The organism is Kribbella sp. HUAS MG21 (genome assembly GCF_040254265.1).
In the GTDB taxonomy this organism is placed as follows: Bacteria; Actinomycetota; Actinomycetes; order Propionibacteriales; family Kribbellaceae; genus Kribbella.
On sequence record NZ_CP158165.1, the window covers coordinates 4085477 to 4103688 of the forward strand.

The following is an 18212-nucleotide window of genomic DNA, read 5'->3' on the forward strand; positions in this document are numbered from 1 at the left end:
GGGCGGCGGACGGCAACAGTCGATCCTCAGCCGGATGTAACAGAACTCGCATGTACCGACACGAAGTGTCACAAATGAGGCAGTGACACTGTTGCGTCAGCGTCCGGCGCGTCCCCAACTGAATTCGGTCGCTGCGCCCAAACAGCGACCACACCGTGAGGAGATGTTGTCTTGAAACGACTGACATCAGCAGGGGCGGTGGCCGTGGTCGCGGCGGCGGGTCTGGCCGCGTCCTTCACCGCTTCGACCGCGGGTGCCGCCGACCGGACGGCTCCGCTCCCGGCATCCGGCTTCAACCAGCCGGCCGCCGTCCAGGCCGAGCAGGCGCTGACCGCGCGGACGGCCGCCGCCCTCGGACTCGGCTCCGGCGAGCAGCTCAAGGTCCGCGACGTGGTCAAGGACCCGGACGGTACGGAGTACGTCCGCTACGACCGGACCTTCAACGGCCTGCGGGTCGTCGGGGGTGACCTGATCGTCAAGCGCAAGGGCGAGGCGATCGGGCAGGTCACCTACAACCGCGGCGCCAAGTCGGTCGGCGTCGCCACCAAGCCGACCCTGTCCCAGTCGGCGGCGCTCACCAAGGGCGCGCAGGCGGCGAAGTTCAAGACCACGAGCAACAAGGGCGAACTGGTCGTCTTCGTGACGCCCACCAAGCCCGTCCTCGCCTACGAGGTCGTCACCACCGGTGTGAAGGCCGACCAGACCCCGTCGGTGCTGCACTCGTTCGTCGACGCCAAGACCGGCGCCATCCTGGACCAGGACGACGAGGTCAAGACCGGCACCGGCAACTCGATGTACTCCGGCACGGTCTCGATCGGCACGTCGGGCAGCTACACGATGAGCGACCCGAGCCGCGGCGGCAACCACACCACCGACCTGAACGGGGCGACCTCCGGATCCGGTACGACGTTCACCGACGCCGACGACACCTGGGGCAACGGCGCCACCTCCAACCGCCAGACCGCGGGCGTGGACGCGCACTACGGCGCCCAGCTGACGTGGGACTACTACAAGAACGTCCACGGCCGCAACGGCATCTTCAACGACGGCCGCGGCGCCCGCTCGCGGGTGCACTACGGCAACGCGTACGTGAACGCGTTCTGGGACGGCACCCAGATGACGTACGGCGACGGCGCGAACAACGCGCGGCCGCTGACCAGCATCGACGTGGCCGGCCACGAGATGAGCCACGGTGTCACCGAGGCGACCGCCAACCTGAACTACTCCGGCGACGCCGGCGGCCTGAACGAGTCCACCTCGGACATCTTCGGCACCGCGGTGGAGTTCGCCGCCAACAACTCGAGCGACCCGGGTGACTACCTGATCGGCGAGAAGATCAACATCAACGGCAACGGCACGCCGCTGCGCTACATGGACAAGCCGTCGAAGGACGGCCGGTCCGTGGACTGCTGGTCGAGCAGCACCGGCGGGATGGACCCGCACTACTCGTCCGGCCCGCTGAACCACTGGTTCTACCTGGCCTCCGAGGGCACCGGCAGCAAGGTCATCGGCGGCGTGAACCACAGCAGCACCGCCTGCAACGGCGCGACCATCACCGGTGTCGGCCGCGACGTGGCCGCCAAGGTCTGGTACCGCACGCTGAGCACGAAGCTGAGCTCGGGCAGCACCTACAAGGATGCCCGTGAGGGTGCGATCAACTCCGCGAAGGAGCTGTACGGCGCCGACTCCGCGCAGTGCAAGGGCATCGAGGCCGCGTTCAACGGCATCTCGGTCCCGGCCGGCGCGGCCACCTGCGGCGGCGGCACCGACCCGGAGCCGCCGACCGGCGCCAACCTGCTGAAGAACCCGGGCTTCGAGTCCGGCGCGGTGGACTGGACCGGGACCGCCGGCCCGATCACCAACAACACCGGCCGCCCGGCGCGCACCGGCACCTGGAAGCTGTGGCTGCAGGGCAACGGCCGCACCACCACCGAGAACGTCGGCCAGTCGGTCGCGATCCCGGCGGCGGGGACCAGCGCGACGCTGTCGTTCTGGATCCGGATCGACACCGCGGAGACCACGTCGTCGACGGTGTACGACACGGCGAAGGTGCAGGTCGTGGACGGGTCCACGGTGACCACGCTGGCGACGTACTCGAACCTGAACAAGAACACGACGTACGTGCAGAAGACGCTCAACGTGACGCAGTACAAGGGTAAGACCGTCACGGTGCGGTTCGTCGGCCAGGAGGACTCCTCGCTGCAGACGAGCTTCGTCATCGACGACACCTCGCTGACCGTGAGCTGAGGCCACGGTGAATCGTCCGGGGCGTGCGCGGCCCTCCGCCCAGGCCCGCGCGCCCCGGATTTCCTTGCGTCCGAAGGAGTTCCTCATGCGCAAGTCCCTTTATCCCGCTCTCGGTGTCGCCCTGGTGGCCGGCGCGTTCCTAGTCCCGGGCAACGTCGTCGCCGCGGCCGAGTCGCCGGACATCTCGGTCACCAACACCAAGGCTCATCTCGACCAGTTGCAGTCCATCGCCACCAACAACGGCGGCAACCGCTACACCGGCCGGCCCGGCTACAAGGCCTCGGCCGACTGGGTGAAGTCCAAGCTGGACGCCGCCGGGTACACCACCACCCTGCAGTCGTTCATCACCTCGGCCGGTACGTCGTACAACGTGATCGCGGAGTGGCCGCACGGCGACGCGAACCACGTGGTGATGGCCGGCGCGCACCTGGACAGCGTCAGCTCGGGTCCGGGGATCAACGACAACGGCTCCGGCAGCGCCGGCGTACTCGAGACCGCCCTCGCCTACGCTGCCAGTGGCCAGACTCCCAGGAACCGCTTGAGGTTCGGCTTCTGGGGCGCCGAGGAGCTCGGGCTGCTCGGGTCGAAGTACTACGTGAACAACCTGCCCGCGACCGAGCGGGACAAGGTCGAGCTGTACCTGAACTTCGACATGATCGCGTCCCCGAACCCGGGGTACTTCGTGTACGACGACAACCCGGCCGGCGACGCGGCGCGCGACGACCTGGTCGCGTACTTCACCAGCAAGAGCATCCAGACCGAGTACATCGACGTCCAGGGCCGCTCGGACCACGCCGCCTTCCGGTCGTTGGGCATCCCCACGGCCGGGACGTTCTCCGGTGCCGAGGGCATCAAGTCCTCGGCGCAGGCGGCGAAGTGGGGAGGTACGGCGGGCCAGGCGTTCGACCGGTGCTACCACCGGTCGTGCGACACGATCAGCAACCTGGACCTGACGTCCCTCGACCGCCAGATCGATGCCATCGGCCACATGATCTGGACGTACGCCCAGAAGGACTACACCGGCGGGCCGCCGCCGACCGGTGCCAACCTGCTGCAGAACCCGGGCTTCGAGTCCGGTACGGCGAACTGGACCGGGACGACCGGCGTGATCACGAACAGCACCTCACGCCCGGCGCGCACGGGGTCCTACAAGGCGTGGCTGCAGGGCAACGGCCGGACCAGCACCGAGAACATCGGTCAGTCGGTCGCGATCCCGGCGACGGCGAGCACGGCGGCGCTGTCGCTGTGGATCCGCATCGACACCGCGGAGACCACGTCGTCGACGGTGTACGACACCGTGAAGGTGCAGGTCGTCGACGGCTCCACGGCGGCCACACTGGCGACGTACTCGAACCTGAACAGGAGTACGTCGTACGTGCAGAAGACGCTGGATGTGTCGCAGTACAAGGGGAAGACGGTCACGGTGCGGTTCGTCGGGCAGGAGGACTCCTCCTTGCAGACCAGCTTCGTGATCGACGACGTCGCGCTGACCGCCGGCTAGAGCTGCTTGCAGAGCTTGCCCGGCGGAATGGTGGCCTCGGTGAGGAGTTTGCTCACCGGGGCCTCCAGCGGCTTCAGCTGTGGTTCCTCGAGCCGGGCGGTCTTCCCGTTCGCGGTGACCGCGACGATCATGTCGTCCGGGTACCTCGTGGTCGGCTTCTTCGCGGCGACGTTGCCCCAGTCGACCTGCTGAGCGGCCGAGGTCAGGCTGGTCAGCAGGCTCGGGTCGAGCTTGCACCGGACGGTTTCCTTGCCGCGGGAGCTCACGGTCGCGACACCGTCGGTGCCGATCTGCACCTGGTCGTCGAAACCCGCGACCCCGCCGGTCCTGGAAACGGTCATCGGCAGAGCTGTCCCGGCCGGCGTTATTTGTGTCGCCGTCGGCGTGGGTGTCGTCGTCGGGGTGCCGCCTGTGCCGGACTCGCTGCCGCATCCGGTCAGGACGAGGCCCGCGGCCGCCGTGCACAGGGCCACTGCTGTGTAGCTGCTCAGGTTCCTCACGCACTATGGATACAGGTTGGCGGGGCGTTCGTTGCAGCTGTGACACGACTGCAACGGTTCTAGACCACCTCTGACACCAGGTTGACCAGGGCGCGGGTCAGCTGGACCCGCTGCTCGAACAGCGCGGGCGGCGCGTCGGGCTGGCCCAGCAACTCCAGCGGCAGCGCGGTGAACGCGGCCCGGGCGAGCAGCGAGCCGAGGTACCCGTAGAGCACCTCGTCCTCGGACACGTGCATACCGTCCTCCGCCAGGCCCTCCTGGAACGCCTTCAGGATCACCTTGTGTACTGCGGGCAGCGCCTCCGCCGCCAGCTCACCCGCGTGCGCGAGACCGATCAGCAACTGCCCCAGGTCGAACCCGACCGCCTGTGGGCAGTCGAAGCCCCAGTCGATGACCACGAACTCGTCCGGGTTGTCGTGGGGGACCAGCAGGTTCTGCGGGCTGGCGTCCCCGTGCTGGTAGCACTGCGGCAACGCATCGAGCGCATCGAGCACCGCCGGCACCCGCTCCGCCAGAGTCATCAGGTCGTCGCGCAGTCGGTGGTCTCCCAGATGGCAGACGGCTGCCGCGAGCAGCGGGTGCCGCCACGTCTGCGGGTCGGACAGCGCGGGTACGGCGACACGCAGTACGCGGCCGTGGGTGTAGAAACGCAGGCCGATGCCCGGCGTGGTCACGTGCTCGCGGGGGAGGAACGGCTCCACCAGGTGCGGTTGCCGGCGCGCCGACAGCCGCCCGAGCAGGTACGCGGCTCGCTCGAACCGGTCCATCGGCCACGGGCCCCACTCCTGGACCACGTTCTCCATCCACAGGGTCGCCCGGTCGTCGTCGTACATGTCGATCCGGTACGCCACCGGCAGCCGCAGCCCGTCGGGGAGGAGCTCGGTGATGTTGCTGCGGTGGACGGCGACCTCCAGCTGCCAGGGCAGGTTGTTGATGAACTGCGCGCGGACTTCCTCGGGCACGAGGTGCAGCATCGGCCAGTGCCGGACCGACTGCAGCTTCTTCACGAAGCAGGACCAGTCGGCGCCGTCCGCCGTACTGCCGAAGACCCGGTGCAACGATTCGGTGCTGGGGGTGCCGATCGGGTAGTCGACCGGCTCGACCCGGACCGCGCCCGCCACGGACGCCGGATCCCCGGTGATCGTCCGGACGAGCGCGGTCAGGTCCTCCTCCCCCAGAGCATCCCGGCCCAGCGCCGCCAACGCAGTACTCATGTCTTCCCCCCGGAAGTAAGGTATCCTTACAATATCGAGGGTAGAGCGATCAGCCGATGTCCGTCAATGGCGTTTGCGGGGAGTCAGCCGGCGCGGTACGTCGCGATGCTGACGGCGATGTAGTGGCAGATGAAGGCGGCCACGGTGAACGCGTGGAAGATCTCGTGGAAACCGAACCAGCGGGGTGACGGGTTCGGGCGCTTGGTGCCGTAGACGACGGCGCCGATCGAGTACAGGCCACCGCCGACCGCGATCAGCGTGACGACGGCAGCGCCGCCGGAGCGGTAGATGTCGGCCATCCAGAAGATCGCGACCCAGCCGAGCGCGAGGTAGATCGGCGTGTAACTCCAGCGCGGTGCGCTCAGCCAGAAGACGCGGAACAGGATGCCGAGGACCGCGCCGCCCCAGACCAGGCTCAGCATCAGCACCCGGTCCTTGCCGTGCAGCAGCACCATGCCGAGTGGCGTGTAGGTGCCGGCGATCAGCAGGAAGATGTTGCTGTGGTCGAGCCGGCGCAGGATCGCCTCGCCGGTCGGGCCCCAGTAGAACCGGTGGTACAGCGCCGAGATGCCGAACAGCAGCATCGCGCCGGCCGTGTAGACCGCGGCCGCCCAGCGCGCGTTCGCGTGCGGCGCGAGGCAGATCAGCACGATGCCGGCGGCGGTGGCGAGCGGGAACGTGCCGGCGTGCAGCCATCCGCGGAGTTTCGGCTTCAGCGGTCCGAGTCGTCCGGAGAGCCGGTGACCGAGTTCCTGGGGCTGGGCGCTGGTAGCGGTCATCGCCGTCCTTTCGAGGGGTGTCCGGGCGGTTCGTACCTACGCAACCGTAACCTACGCGTCCGTAGGTTGTATCGGTCAGAAGGATGAAATGTAGGCGACGTCACCCGGGCGACGCGACACCTCCGCGTGTTCGATGCACGAACTCCGAGGAAAGTTCGGGCCTTCCGGCAGGTTTCCTTACGGCACTCCTGGGCCTCTCCCGGGCGGCGAATCTGGGCTAGCCTCGTGACCGAGAGTCTTCGAGGAGAGCACCCTGCCCATGCGGACACCTGGCAAACAGAAGCTGCGCGACGCGGTCTACGGGCTGTACGAGCGCCGGGTACGCCGATCGCTGTCGCCGGACCGGATCCCGCGGCACATCGGCGTCATCATCGACGGCAACCGGCGCTGGGCGCGGCAGGTCGGCGACCCGGTGTCGCGCGGCCACGAGGCCGGGGCGAACAAGATCTCCGAGTTCCTGGAGTGGTGCGACGACGTCGGCGTCAAGGTCGTCACGGTGTGGATGCTGTCCACCGACAACCTGACCCGCCCGGCCGACGAGCTGGAGCCGCTGCTGCGGATCATCGAGCAGACCGTCGAGGAGCTGACCGCGATCGGCCGCTGGCGGATCCACCCGGTCGGAGCGCTCGACCTGCTGCCCGGCACCACCGCCGAGGCGCTCAAGGCTGCCGAGACCGCCACCCAGGACGTCGAAGGCATGCTGGTGAACGTCGCCGTCGGGTACGGCGGCCGCCGCGAGCTCGCCGACGCGGTCCGTTCGCTGCTCCTCGAGGAGGCCGCGAAGGGCATCTCGATCGAGGAACTGGCGGACCGGGTCGACGTCGAGCACATCGCCCGGCACCTGTACACGAAGGGCCAGCCGGACCCCGACCTGGTCATCCGGACGTCGGGTGAGCAGCGCCTGGGCGGTTTCCTGCTGTGGCAGAGCGCGCTGAGCGAGTTCTACTTCTGCGAGGCGCTCTGGCCGGACTTCCGGCACGTCGACTTCCTCCGCGCGATCCGGAGCTACGCCCAGCGAGAACGACGCTTCGGGACGTGAGCCCGCGGCCGCAGCGCGAGCACGTCGTACGGCGTCGCAGGTAGTACGCGTACGTCGCGACGCCGAGCGCCGTACCCCACACCGTCCAGAGGATGCCGGGACCGTTGACCGCCCACAGGTCGCCGCCGAGCGGCCCGCGCAGGTTCATCAGCCCGGCCGGGATCAGGACGACGGCGACGATCGACGCCGGGACGATCGCGAGGTACGGCGGGACGCGCCGGCCGGCCTTGAACCAGATCCAGCGCGGATACACCTCGCCCCACGGCCGCACGAGACCGTGTGTGAGGATGCCGCCGCCGATGCCCATCACGGCCAGGCCGAGGCCCATCTCGAGCATCCCGGGCGTGTCGGCCATCATCCGGTGGAACTCGTCGGTGATGCCGACCGGCCAGCCGAAGTACCAGGCGACCCGGGTGAACTCGTACGGAAGGTTCGCCACCACCGCGACCGCCACGGCCCGCTTGCCCCACCGCAGCGCGGCCTCCGGGGTCGTCCAGGCCTGCTCGCCGGAGCCCCGCCCGCACGAGACGCAGGCGTCGCGGCTGCGCCGGTGGTACGCGATCGCGGTCGCCGCCCAGAGCAGACCGCCGACGAACAGGATGATCAGGTTCACCCGGTGCCAGTACAGGATGTCGCCGACGCCCTCCTGCTCGCCCGGTACGCCGGTGAACGCGAAGATCACCAGCGCGGGCGCGAGCGCGACGACCGCGATCAGTGTGTAGTCAGGGATCACCAGCGCGAGGCCGGCGGCGAGGACGGCGGCGATCGTCTGCAGGAGCCGCCCGCGCGGCTTCCGGCGGGTCATCACGAGCGCGAGCACCGCGCCGCCGAGCCCGATCGCCGCCATCACCGGCGCGACCACCTGGTACGGCGTACCTTCGAGGATCGAGGCGCTGGCGCGGTCGTCGGGGACCGGCGCGAACGGGTAGCCGGAACCGCCGAAGGACCAGTAGAGCCCGAGGACGCCGTACACGAGGGACCAGACGGCGGTGGCGTAGCCGGTCCACAACGGCCAGTTCTTCTTCATGCGTCGAGCGTCGCCGGGCGGGGCGGCGTACCGGATCACCCAGCGGAGTGAGCCGGCTCCCTCGCGTGGGTGTAACGCGCTGTTAACCCCGTGGCCGGGCGTGTCGGGCTGCACCGTTTGCACCGGGCTCCTACCCTGGCAATGACGGCCGGACGGGAAGCCGGCTGTCACGGGAGGCCCGATCAGTTTGAGAATCTCGTTCCAGCCGGTTGCCCCATGAGGGGCCGAACGGAGTCCCCGAGACCTCAGGTCTCGAGCTCGCTGATCGCCGTCGCCGCTCGTACGGCGGCGCGGACGGGGTCAACACCGGACCCCGAGGGCGGCACCCGACCCATCACCTAACCACTGGCGGGCCGGGGCGAGGGTGTACGTCACGGCCTAGAAGAGGACGTGCGACATGGCCATCCACGCCAAGGCGTCAAGTACCTCATCCTCACCGGCCCAGCGCACCTTCGTGCTGGACACCTCGGTGCTGCTCTCCGACCCGCATGCGATGCTGCGGTTCGACGAGCACGAGGTGGTCGTCCCGGTGGTCGTCGTCACCGAATTGGAGGCCAAACGGCATCACCCGGAACTCGGCTACTTCGCCCGGACGGCGTTGCGACTGCTCGACGAGCTCCGGATCCTGCACGGACGACTGGACGCGCCCCTGCCAGTGGGGGAGAAGGGTGGCACCCTCCGGGTCGAACTGAACCACACCGACCCGGAGACCTTGCCGGCCGGTTTCCGGCTCGGCGACAACGACAGCCGGATCCTGGCCGTGGCCTGCAACTTCATGGCCGAGGGCAAGGACGTCACGCTGGTCTCGAAGGACCTGCCGATGCGGGTCAAGGCGTCCGCGTGCGGCCTGCTCGCCGAGGAGTACCGCGCCGAGCTCACCCTGGAGTCCGGCTGGACCGGGATGGCGGAGCTCGAGGTCGGCACGCACGTCGTCGACGACCTGTACGAGAACGGCACGGTCGAGCTGCCGGAGGCCGGCGAGTACCCGACCCACACCGGACTGGTGATGCTGTCCGAGCGGGGCAGCGCGCTCGGCCGGGTGATGCCGGACAAGCGGGTCCGGCTGGTCCGCGGCGACCGGGAGGCGTTCGGGATCCGCGGCCGGTCCGCCGAGCAGCGGGTCGCGCTCGACCTGCTGCTGGACCCCGACATCGGGATCATCTCGCTCGGCGGCCGCGCCGGCACCGGCAAGTCCGCGCTCGCGCTCTGCGCCGGGCTGGAGTCGGTGATGGAGCGCCGGCAGCACAAGAAGGTGGTCGTCTTCCGGCCGGTGTTCGCGGTCGGCGGCCAGGAGCTCGGGTACCTGCCGGGCACCGAGTCGGAGAAGATGCAGCCGTGGGGCCAGGCCGTCTTCGACACGCTCGGCGCGCTGACCAGCGGTGACGTGATCGACGAGGTCATCGACCGGGGAATGCTCGAAGTACTGCCGCTGACCCACATCCGCGGCCGGTCGCTGCACGACTCGTTCGTGATCGTCGACGAGGCGCAGTCGCTGGAGCGGAACGTGCTGCTCACGGTGCTGTCCCGGGTCGGCGCGAACTCTCGGGTGGTGCTGACGCACGATGTGGCGCAGCGCGACAACCTGCGCGTCGGCCGGCATGACGGCGTGGTCGCCGTGGTCGAGCAGCTCAAGGGGCATCCGCTGTTCGCGCACGTCACGCTGACCCGCTCGGAGCGGTCGCCGATCGCGGCGCTGGTCACCGAGATGCTCGATGACCTGCAGTTGTAAGGAGCGTTCGTACGGTTAGGTAATAAAGGTCTGTAAGACGAAGGTAAGAACGGTGCGGTCGCCACGCGGCGACCGCACCGTTCGTTCGTGACCTGCTTGTGATCACGGACGGTTTACGCCAGAGTATGTTCTCGTTGCAGCCGACGGGGGTCGGGTTTTCTCGGAAGGACAGATGAAAGCGAAGCGCTCCGTCGCGGTTCTCGCAGTCACCGGAATCGCCGTGGTCTCCGTTGTCGCCGGTATCGACCTCTTCAGCTCTCCTGGGAGCAGCAGTGCGTCGGAGAAGGTGTCCGGCCGGGCCGAGATGGCCGTGCTGAACAGCGGGAAGGCGATTCCGTCCGCGACCACACCGTCGGTCGAGCAGAAGTCCGCCGCCGAGATCGCGGCCGAAGCGGTCCGGATGCGGAACCAGGTCGAAGCCCTCGCCCAGCAGCGGGTCCTGCTGCAGAACGCCGCCGACCAGAAGAACAAGGCGAAGAACGCCGCGTTGCTGCGCTATCAGGCACTCCGGGAGGCCAACCGGGACTCCGCCGCGGAGCGTGCCAGCCGGGACGCCGAGCGGAAGAAGTACGAGGGCACGCCGAAGGAGGTCGCGAGGAACCTCCTCCCCGACCACGGCTGGAGCGAGAGCCAGTTCAGCTGCCTCGAGAAGCTCTGGAACAAGGAGTCCCGCTGGCGCGTCGACGCCGACAACCCGACGTCGTCGGCGTACGGCATCCCGCAGGCGCTCCCCGGCCGCCGGATGGCGGCGTACGGCTCCGACTGGCGCACCAACCCGGTCACCCAGATCAAGTGGGGCCTGGACTACATCGACGCCACGTACGGCTCCCCCTGCTCCGCCTGGTCCCACTCCCAGGCCAAGGGCTGGTACTGATCAGCCGGGCGGTCTGAGGTGGAGCTGGCACGCGCGGTCAGTGAGCGCGGTGAGCTGGTACTGCGGCGCCGGGACGACGGGGCGCTGGAGTTGCGGGTCAACGGGGTCTTTGTGATGGATGACCAGGAGACCTCGAGTGAGGAGCTGCTGGCGTCGGCTGCGTTGGAGGCGGTGCGGCATCCGGATCGGGTGCTGGTCGGTGGGCTCGGGCTCGGGTACACCGTTCGGGCGTTGCTGGGCGATGAGCGTCTCGGTGAGGTGGTGGTCGCGGAGATCGAGCCGGAGCTGGTGTCCTGGATGCGCTCCGGTCTGGTGCCGTCCGTGCTCGACGATCCGCGCGTGGCCGTGGTCGTCGGTGACGTCCGGGGCGTCATCACCGACCTCCCGGACGCCTCCGTCGACGCGATCCTGCTGGACGTCGACAACGGCCCGGACTTCCTGGTGTACAACGAGAACTCGGCGATCTACACCTCGGACTTCCTCACCACCTGCCGCGCCAAGCTGCGCGCCGGCGGTGTCCTCACCGTCTGGTCGTCGTCCGCCTCACCCGCACTGGAATCCGCCGTCGGCGCCGTCTTCGGCGCCTGCGACGTCAAACCCGTCCAGGTCGATCTCCAAGGCCGCCCGGAGCTGTACTACGTCTATCAGGGCAGCTCGTAGTCCACGGTCACACGGGCGCCTCGCTCGTCGTGCTCGTAGACGACAGCACCCGTCAGACCGGCCAGATCGCCGTCGGCGGCCACGATCCGGCCTGGTGACGAGCTCTGGTCGGCGGTCGCGCCGTGCAGCATCACGAACGAACCCTCCCGGCCGCCGAGCGTGCCGGTGAACCGCTCGACCGCGGTGTAGGCCGCCGGACCGTCGGGCGTGCCCACCATCAACAGCTCGGCGGTGCTGGTGCCCTCGAGCTCGTCGCCGCTGAACGTCTTGCCCACGGTCGCCCTGCCGAGCTCGATCGCGCCTGTCTCGTCGTACGCCGCCTGCTCCCACCGCGTGATCTCGAACGACTGGGTGAACTTCATCCGTTTCCTCCTGTGGTGTTGTCCACAGCTTGTTTATCAGCGCGTTCGGACAGTGGCGATCGACGTACTCTGCAGGTATGGGTGATGACGTGGAATTCAGGATCGAGCACGACACGATGGGCGAGGTCAAGGTGCCTCGGGACGCGTTGTGGCGGGCTCAGACGCAGCGTGCCGTGGAGAACTTTCCGATCTCCGGGCGGCCGCTCGCGCCCGAGCTCGTGCACGCGCTGGCCCAGATCAAGGCCTCGGCCGCGGTGGTGAACTCCGCGCTCGGCGTCCTCGACGCGGACCGCGCCGCCGCGATCGTCGCCGCCGCGGACCTGGTGGCCGCGGGGGAGCACGACGCGGAGTTCCCGATCGACGTGTTCCAGACCGGTTCGGGTACGTCGACCAACATGAACGTCAACGAGGTGCTCGCCACGCTCGCCACCCGCGCGCTCGGCGCCGACGTCCACCCGAACGATCACGTCAACGCGTCGCAGTCGAGCAACGACACCTTCCCGTCGGCGATCCACGTCGCGGCCACCGCCGGCGTCGTCCAGGAGCTGCTGCCGGCGCTGGAGCACCTCGCGGATTCCCTTGCGCGTAAGGGATCCGAGTTCGCCGAGGTGGTGAAGTCCGGGCGCACGCACCTGATGGACGCGACGCCGGTGACGCTCGGCCAGGAGTTCGACGGGTACGCGCAGCAGATCCGTCGCGGTGCGGCGCGGGTGCGCGCGACCTTGCCGCGCGTGGCCGAGTTGCCCCTGGGCGGCACCGCGGTCGGGACGGGGATCAACACGCCGCCGGGGTTCGCGGCCGCGGTGATCACCGAGCTGAACCGGCGGACCGGGCTGGAGCTGACCGAGGCCGAGGACCATTTCGAGGCGCAGGGCGCGCGCGACGGGCTGGTGGAGCTGTCCGGGCAGCTGAAGACGATCGCGGTCAGCCTGACGAAGATCTGCAACGACCTGCGCTGGATGGGTTCCGGGCCGCGTGCCGGCCTCGGCGAGATCGCGCTGCCGGACCTGCAGCCCGGGTCGAGCATCATGCCCGGCAAGGTGAACCCGGTGATCTGCGAGGCGACGCTGATGGTCGCCGCCCAGGTGATCGGCAACGACACCGCGATCACCGTGGCCGGTGCCGGAGGCAACTTCGAGCTGAACGTGATGCTTCCGGTGATCGCGCGCAACCTGCTCGAGTCGATCGGCCTGCTCGCCAACAGCTCGCGGCTGCTCGCGGACCGCTGCGTCGACGGCATCACCGCGAACGTCGAGCACGCCCGCGCGCTGGCCGAGTCGTCGCCCTCGATCGTCACCCCGCTGAACCGCTACATCGGCTACGAGAACGCCGCCGCCGTCGCCAAGAGCGCTTTGAAACAAGGAAAGACGATCCGCGAGGTCGTGATCGAGAACGGTCACGTCGAGAAGGGCGACCTCACCGAGGAGCAGCTGGACGCGGCGCTCGACGTCCTCTCCATGACCCGGCCGGCCACCTCGTGACGCAGTACTGGGAGCCGGGCACGACGATCGAGTGGGTGTACGAGGGGACCGGACGGCACGCCCACCTGCCGCTCGTGCGCCCGATGACGGTGGTGCGTGACGACGCGGACGGTCTGGTCGCCTGGCTCGCGCCCGGTACCCCGTTGCTCAAACCGGTGCTGGTCGACGGGCGCGAGACGCGGAACGCCGGACCGATCGGGATGTTCACCGACGAGCGGGTGCTGAAGCTCGACGTGTGGCGGGGGACCGGGATCCTGAAGGTCGCGCCGCCCGGCAAGCCGTGGTCGGTGTGGTACTTCTGGGCCGCGGACGGGACGTTCCGCGGCTGGTACGTGAACCTCGAGCGCGAACACGTCCGCGACCGGGCGGCCCGCCGTACCAGCACCGTCGACCACGTCCTCGACCTGTGGATCGAGCCGGACCGCCGCATCGAGTGGAAGGACGAGGACGAACTGGAGGGCGCGGTCACCGCGGGCCGGTTCACCGCGGCCGAGGCGGAGCAGATCGTGGCCGACGCCCACGCCGCGATCCGCGACATCGAGGCGTGGACGTCCCCGTTCTCCGACGACTGGCAGTTCTGGCGCGCCCCCCGCGACTGGAGAGTCCCGGCCGCCCCCACCACCCACCAACCCACCCTGATCGCCGAGGAACTCCACAGTTGAGCCCCCGCGCGCTCCTCCTGACCGGCGGCAGCGGCGTGGGCAAGACCACCGTTGGCCAGGCCATCGGTGGGGTGCTCACCGGCGCGGGGCACACCACCGGGCTGCTGGACCTGGACGCCGTGGCCCAGTTCGGCCCGAAGCAGCCGGCAGCGAACTCCGGGTTCCGGTTCAGCGATCACCTCCGGATCGACAATCTCGCTGCGGTCTGGCGGACGTTCCGGGCGGCCGGGGCGGAGTACCTGGTGGTCAGCGGGCCGGTCGACTCGGCCGCACTGCGCGCCGCGTACACCGCCGCGTTGCCCGACTGCGCTGTCCAGGTCGTGCGCTTGATTGCGGACCCGGAGTTGATCGCTGCCCGCACCCGGATCACCCGCGGTGCCGGGTGGGATTTGGCTGCCGCGCTCGTCGGCGGGGAAGCGCACGAGGCCGTCGAGGACTTCGTCGTACGCAACGACGGACCGCTGGCGGACACCGCGGCGGAGGTGCTCGCCGCCGCGGGTTGGCCGGTGGGCTGACAACGGGTGGGTCACGAGTGGTTGCAACTGCCGGATACGGGCTTAGCTTGGAAACATGTACACGATTGAGCTACAGGCCGAGGAGCTCCAGCTTGTGCGCTCGGCCCTCGGGTCCTACCTGCAGGCCTTCGGTCACAACGAGGCCGATGTCGTCGCTGCCACCAGGACCCTCTTGATGAAGCTCCCGAAGGAGGAGCCCGAGAGCAAAGCCGGTTGAGCCCGGTCCGGTGAGGACCTCAGTCCGGTGCCGGTGTCAGGACGGCGACCGGGATCGTGCGGTGCGCCTTCACCGCGAACCGGCCGATCCGCGGGTCCTCGCGCAGGATCACGCCCTTCCACGCCGCGTCCCGCTCCGCACCGGTGAGTTCACGCGGCCGCATCCGCGTGTGCCCGGCCCCGATCTGTACGTCGGTACTCCCGGCCGCCCGGAGGTTCCGGAACCAGTCAGGATCCGTGCGTGACCCCGACCCGGTACCCCACACGAGCAGGCCGTCCGGCGTCTCGACGTACCGCACGCACGTCGACCGCGGTACGCCGGTCCGCCGGCCGGGCGTGGTGAGCATCAGGACATGGACGTCCTTGCTCCCACTCGCCAGCCGCCCGTCGAGCGTGCGGTACATCCACACCCCGATCCGATTCCCCACCCGCAGCATCCGGCGCCCCATCGGAACCACCCCCGTCACGAGCATCCGGCGACGCCCGACCCCACGTCAACCACCCCGCCCGCGCAGCTTCGGATGGCGGGGGTGGTGAGCGGGTCAGCTGCGGGGGCGGACCGTGAGCGGGACGGGCTTGCGCGTGTCGGTGAAGAAGTCGTTCCCCTTGTCGTCGACGACCACGAAGGCCGGGAAGTCCTCGACCTGGATCTTCCAGATCGCCTCCATGCCGAGCTCCGGGTACTCGATCACCTCGACCGACTTGATGCAGTCCTGCGCCAGCCGCGCCGCCGGGCCGCCGATCGAGCCGAGGTAGAACCCGCCGTGCTCCTTGCACGCTGCCGTCACCTTCGCCGACCGGTTGCCTTTGGCAAGCATCACGAAGGAGCCGCCCGCGGCCTGGAACTGGTCGACGTACGCGTCCATCCGGCCCGCCGTCGTCGGACCGAACGACCCGGACGCGTACCCCTCCGGCGTCTTCGCGGGGCCTGCGTAGTACACCGCGTGGTCGCGCAGGTACGACGGCATCGGCTCGCCGGCGTCCAGGCGCTCCTTGATCTTCGCGTGCGCGATGTCGCGCGCGACCACCAGCGGACCGGTCAGCGACAGCCGCGTCTTCACCGGCAGCTTGGACAGCTCCGCGCGGATCTCGCTCATCGGCCGGTTGAGGTCGACGCGCACGACCTCGGAGTCGTCGAGGTGCTCGTCGGTGGTGTCCGGCAGGAACCGCGCCGGCTCCTTCTCCAGCTGCTCCAGGAACACCCCCTCCGGCGTGATCTTCGCCAGCGCCTGCCGGTCCGCCGAGCAGGACACCGCGATCGCGACCGGGCAGGACGCGCCGTGCCGCGGCAGCCGGATCACCCGGACGTCGTGGCAGAAGTACTTCCCGCCGAACTGCGCGCCGATCCCGAACTGCTGCGTGAGCTTGAAGACCTCCTCCTCCAGCTCCACGTCCCGGAACCCGTGCCCCACCGGCGAACCGGCCGTCGGCAGCGTGTCCAGGTAGTGCGCGGAGGCGTACTTCGCGGTCTTCAGCGCGTACTCCGCCGACGTACCGCCGACAACGACCGCCAGGTGGTACGGCGGGCAGGCCGCCGTACCGAGCGACCGGATCTTCTCGTCCAGGAACTCCATCATCCGCGACGGGTTCAGCACCGCCTTGGTCTCCTGGTAGAGGAACGACTTGTTCGCGGAGCCGCCGCCCTTGGCCATGAACAGGAACTTGTACGCCGGGTCGCCGTGCGTCGGGGTGGAGTACAGCTCGATCTGCGCGGGCAGGTTGGAGCCGGTGTTCTTCTCGTCCCACATGGTCAGCGGGGCCATCTGCGAGTAGCGCAGGTTCAGCTTGGTGTAGGCGTCGTACACGCCGCGGCTGATCCACTCCTCGTCGGCCACGCCGGTCAGCACGCCCTCGGACTTCTTGCCCATCACGATCGCGGTGCCGGTGTCCTGGCACATCGGCAGCACGCCGCCGGCGGAGATGTTCGCGTTCTTCAGCAGGTCGAGCGCGACGAACCGGTCGTTCCCGGACGCCTCCGGGTCGTCGATGATCCGCCGCAGCTGCTCGAGGTGCGCGGTCCGCAGGTAGTGCGAGATGTCGTGCATCGCCTCGGCGGTCAGCTGCTGCAGCACCTCGGGCTGCACCTGCAGGAAGGTCCGGTCGCCCGCGGTGAACGTGCTGACACCCTCCGTCGTCAGCAGCCGGTACTCCGTCTCGTCAGCACCCAACGGCAACAGCTCGGAGTAGTTGAAGTCGGCAGACACCGGACATACCTCCATACGGACTGGACTGGACTGCCCAAAGCCTAGTTCTCCCCACCCGCCCCACAGACGCGACCTCCGTCTCACCCGTGGGTGAGGCCACCCTCACCCCCGCACAACCCGCCAGGCACCGGGAAGCTCCCGCCCAAGCGTCAGCCGATTCCAGGCGACACCCCGCGGGTCTCCCTTGGTCGAGCCCGCCGGCACTGCGGCCCTCAGGGTGTGCGCGAGCCCGACGATCACCAGTTGTCCGCCGACGAACAGGATCCCGGCGACGACCGGCAGCAGGCTCTGGCCGGTGAGCTGCGATACCAGCAGCGCGACGAGGCCGGCGACCATCGCCGGGAAGGCGACCAGGTAGAGCCCGGCGAGCAGCTTGCGGTTGGGTACCCCACTCCAGTCCATGGTTCAGTATCGGGGGTCAGGGGTGGGATCAGGGGTTTATCGGGGAGGAAACGGGTCTGCTGGTGGGGGTGGGCGCGCGTATGGTTCTGATGTGGCTCAGGATGACGTTCCCCAGGAGAAGCAGGACGTGGTGCCTGCGCCGGTCAGCGACGATCCGGTACTGCGTCGGCGGGTGTCCGACCTCGAGCGGGAGGAGGTCGCGGACGTACTGCGCGACGCCGCGGCCGAGGGCCGGCTGTCGTACACCGAGCTGGAGGACCGGCTCGAGACGCTGTACGCCTCCAAGACGTACGGCGAACTCGTCGAGCTGACCGCCGACCTGCCGAACGGGCCGCGCGCCCCGCACGAGCAGAGCCTGGCGACCCCGCAGTACGGCGGTGCGCTGGTCGAGTCGGGACCGGTGATCAACGTGTTCATGTCCGACACCAAGCGGCTCGGGAACTGGCTGGTCCCGCAGCGCCAGGAGGTGAACGCGGTCCTCGGCGACGTGACGCTGGACTACACCGAGGCGCAGATCCCGTACGACGAGGTGCAGATCGAGGTGAAGTCGATCCTCGCCGACGTGAAGATCCGCGTCCCGCAGAACGCGATCGTGCTGCTCGACAGCAACCCCATCCTCGGCTCGGTCACCGAACAGGAAGCCGGCCTCAAAGCGGTCCCCGACCCGAACGCCACCACCGCGCCCCCCAAACGCTTCCACATCCGCGGCACCGCCATCCTCGGCGAGATCAAGATCAAACGAGGCCCCCGCCTCAGCAAACGCCTCGGCCTCACCTGATCCGTGACATAACAGAGTGTAG

18 protein-coding genes are annotated in these 18212 nt (G+C 69.1%); 11 read left to right on the forward strand and 7 right to left on the reverse strand.

From position 1 onward, the window contains the following. The first annotated feature begins 171 nt into the window (after positions 1 to 171). Together ABN611_RS20150 and ABN611_RS20155 are read left to right on the forward strand one after the other, a co-directional pair. Positions 172 to 2247 (forward strand): M4 family metallopeptidase, encoded by a 2076-nt coding sequence (locus tag ABN611_RS20150; protein ID WP_350281443.1) that lies wholly within the window; start codon positions 172 to 174, stop codon positions 2245 to 2247. 85 nt (positions 2248 to 2332) lie between these two features. After that, positions 2333 to 3748 (forward strand): M28 family metallopeptidase, encoded by a 1416-nt coding sequence (locus ABN611_RS20155; RefSeq protein WP_350281444.1) that lies wholly within the window; start codon positions 2333 to 2335, stop codon positions 3746 to 3748. Here ABN611_RS20155 and ABN611_RS20160 read toward each other — a convergent pair. The 3 genes from ABN611_RS20160 to ABN611_RS20170 form a co-directional block, all read right to left on the reverse strand. Further along, positions 3745 to 4248: a hypothetical protein gene (locus ABN611_RS20160; RefSeq protein WP_350281445.1), complete on the reverse strand. Its 504-nt coding sequence runs from the start codon at positions 4246 to 4248 to the stop codon at positions 3745 to 3747. The two genes, ABN611_RS20155 and ABN611_RS20160, sit on opposite strands and share 4 nt — an antisense overlap. Before the next feature lie 59 nt (positions 4249 to 4307). Continuing rightward, complete coding sequence (locus tag ABN611_RS20165; RefSeq protein WP_350281446.1) at positions 4308 to 5462, reverse strand: phosphotransferase; 1155 nt, start codon at positions 5460 to 5462, stop codon at positions 4308 to 4310. An 83-nt stretch (positions 5463 to 5545) separates the two neighbouring features. Beyond that, positions 5546 to 6241, reverse strand: a complete 696-nt coding sequence (locus ABN611_RS20170) for a hemolysin III family protein (protein ID WP_350281447.1) — start codon at positions 6239 to 6241, stop codon at positions 5546 to 5548. Between the two features lie 259 nt (positions 6242 to 6500). Between ABN611_RS20170 and ABN611_RS20175 the strand changes: the two genes are divergently transcribed. The 4 genes from ABN611_RS20175 (at position 6501) to ABN611_RS20190 (ending at position 11570) form a co-directional block, all read left to right on the forward strand. Then, positions 6501 to 7280: an isoprenyl transferase gene (locus ABN611_RS20175; protein ID WP_350281448.1), complete on the forward strand. Its 780-nt coding sequence runs from the start codon at positions 6501 to 6503 to the stop codon at positions 7278 to 7280. A gap of 1424 nt (positions 7281 to 8704) precedes the next feature. Beyond that, positions 8705 to 10036, forward strand: coding sequence for a PhoH family protein (locus tag ABN611_RS20180; RefSeq protein WP_350281449.1), 1332 nt, complete (start codon positions 8705 to 8707; stop codon positions 10034 to 10036). Between the two features lie 172 nt (positions 10037 to 10208). Beyond that, on the forward strand, positions 10209 to 10910 hold the full coding sequence (locus ABN611_RS20185; protein WP_350281450.1) for a hypothetical protein: 702 nt from the start codon (positions 10209 to 10211) through the stop codon (positions 10908 to 10910). A gap of 18 nt (positions 10911 to 10928) precedes the next feature. Beyond that, complete coding sequence (locus ABN611_RS20190) at positions 10929 to 11570, forward strand: hypothetical protein (protein ID WP_350281451.1); 642 nt, start codon at positions 10929 to 10931, stop codon at positions 11568 to 11570. Here ABN611_RS20190 and ABN611_RS20195 read toward each other — a convergent pair. Then, positions 11555 to 11932 carry a DUF3224 domain-containing protein gene (locus tag ABN611_RS20195; RefSeq protein ID WP_350281452.1) on the reverse strand — a complete coding sequence of 126 codons (378 nt, stop codon included), beginning with the start codon at positions 11930 to 11932 and terminating at the stop codon, positions 11555 to 11557. The two genes, ABN611_RS20190 and ABN611_RS20195, sit on opposite strands and share 16 nt — an antisense overlap. Positions 11933 to 12009: 77 nt before the next feature. Between ABN611_RS20195 and ABN611_RS20200 the strand changes: the two genes are divergently transcribed. The 4 genes from ABN611_RS20200 to ABN611_RS20215 are packed head-to-tail and all read left to right on the forward strand — an operon-like array spanning position 12010 to position 14807. Beyond that, complete coding sequence (locus ABN611_RS20200; RefSeq protein ID WP_350281453.1) at positions 12010 to 13413, forward strand: class II fumarate hydratase; 1404 nt, start codon at positions 12010 to 12012, stop codon at positions 13411 to 13413. Then, positions 13410 to 14075, forward strand: coding sequence for a DUF402 domain-containing protein (locus ABN611_RS20205; protein WP_350281454.1), 666 nt, complete (start codon positions 13410 to 13412; stop codon positions 14073 to 14075). The genes ABN611_RS20200 and ABN611_RS20205 overlap by 4 nt, the downstream gene beginning before the upstream one ends. After that, entirely contained in the window at positions 14072 to 14590 is a 519-nt protein-coding gene (locus ABN611_RS20210; RefSeq protein ID WP_350281455.1) for a hypothetical protein, read from the forward strand. Before ABN611_RS20205 ends, ABN611_RS20210 begins: the two co-directional genes overlap by 4 nt. 55 nt (positions 14591 to 14645) lie before the next feature. After that, positions 14646 to 14807 carry a hypothetical protein gene (locus ABN611_RS20215; protein WP_350281456.1) on the forward strand — a complete coding sequence of 54 codons (162 nt, stop codon included), beginning with the start codon at positions 14646 to 14648 and terminating at the stop codon, positions 14805 to 14807. A 19-nt stretch (positions 14808 to 14826) separates the two neighbouring features. Here the strand turns inward: ABN611_RS20215 and ABN611_RS20220 are convergent, their stop codons facing one another. The 3 genes from ABN611_RS20220 to ABN611_RS20230 form a co-directional block, all read right to left on the reverse strand. Continuing rightward, the gene (locus ABN611_RS20220; RefSeq protein WP_350281457.1) at positions 14827 to 15255 is read right to left on the reverse strand and encodes a nitroreductase family deazaflavin-dependent oxidoreductase; all 429 of its coding nucleotides are present in this window, start codon (positions 15253 to 15255) and stop codon (positions 14827 to 14829) included. A gap of 93 nt (positions 15256 to 15348) precedes the next feature. Then, positions 15349 to 17025, reverse strand: coding sequence for a fumarate hydratase (locus tag ABN611_RS20225; RefSeq protein WP_350281458.1), 1677 nt, complete (start codon positions 17023 to 17025; stop codon positions 15349 to 15351). Positions 17026 to 17112: 87 nt separating this feature from the next. Beyond that, positions 17113 to 17412 (reverse strand): hypothetical protein, encoded by a 300-nt coding sequence (locus ABN611_RS20230; RefSeq protein ID WP_350281459.1) that lies wholly within the window; start codon positions 17410 to 17412, stop codon positions 17113 to 17115. A 91-nt stretch (positions 17413 to 17503) separates the two neighbouring features. On the opposite strand from ABN611_RS20230, the gene ABN611_RS20235 reads away from it, so the two are divergent. After that, a complete protein-coding gene (locus tag ABN611_RS20235; protein WP_350281460.1) occupies positions 17504 to 18190 on the forward strand; it encodes a DUF1707 domain-containing protein in 687 nt (228 codons plus the stop codon). Positions 18191 to 18212 lie beyond the last annotated feature (22 nt).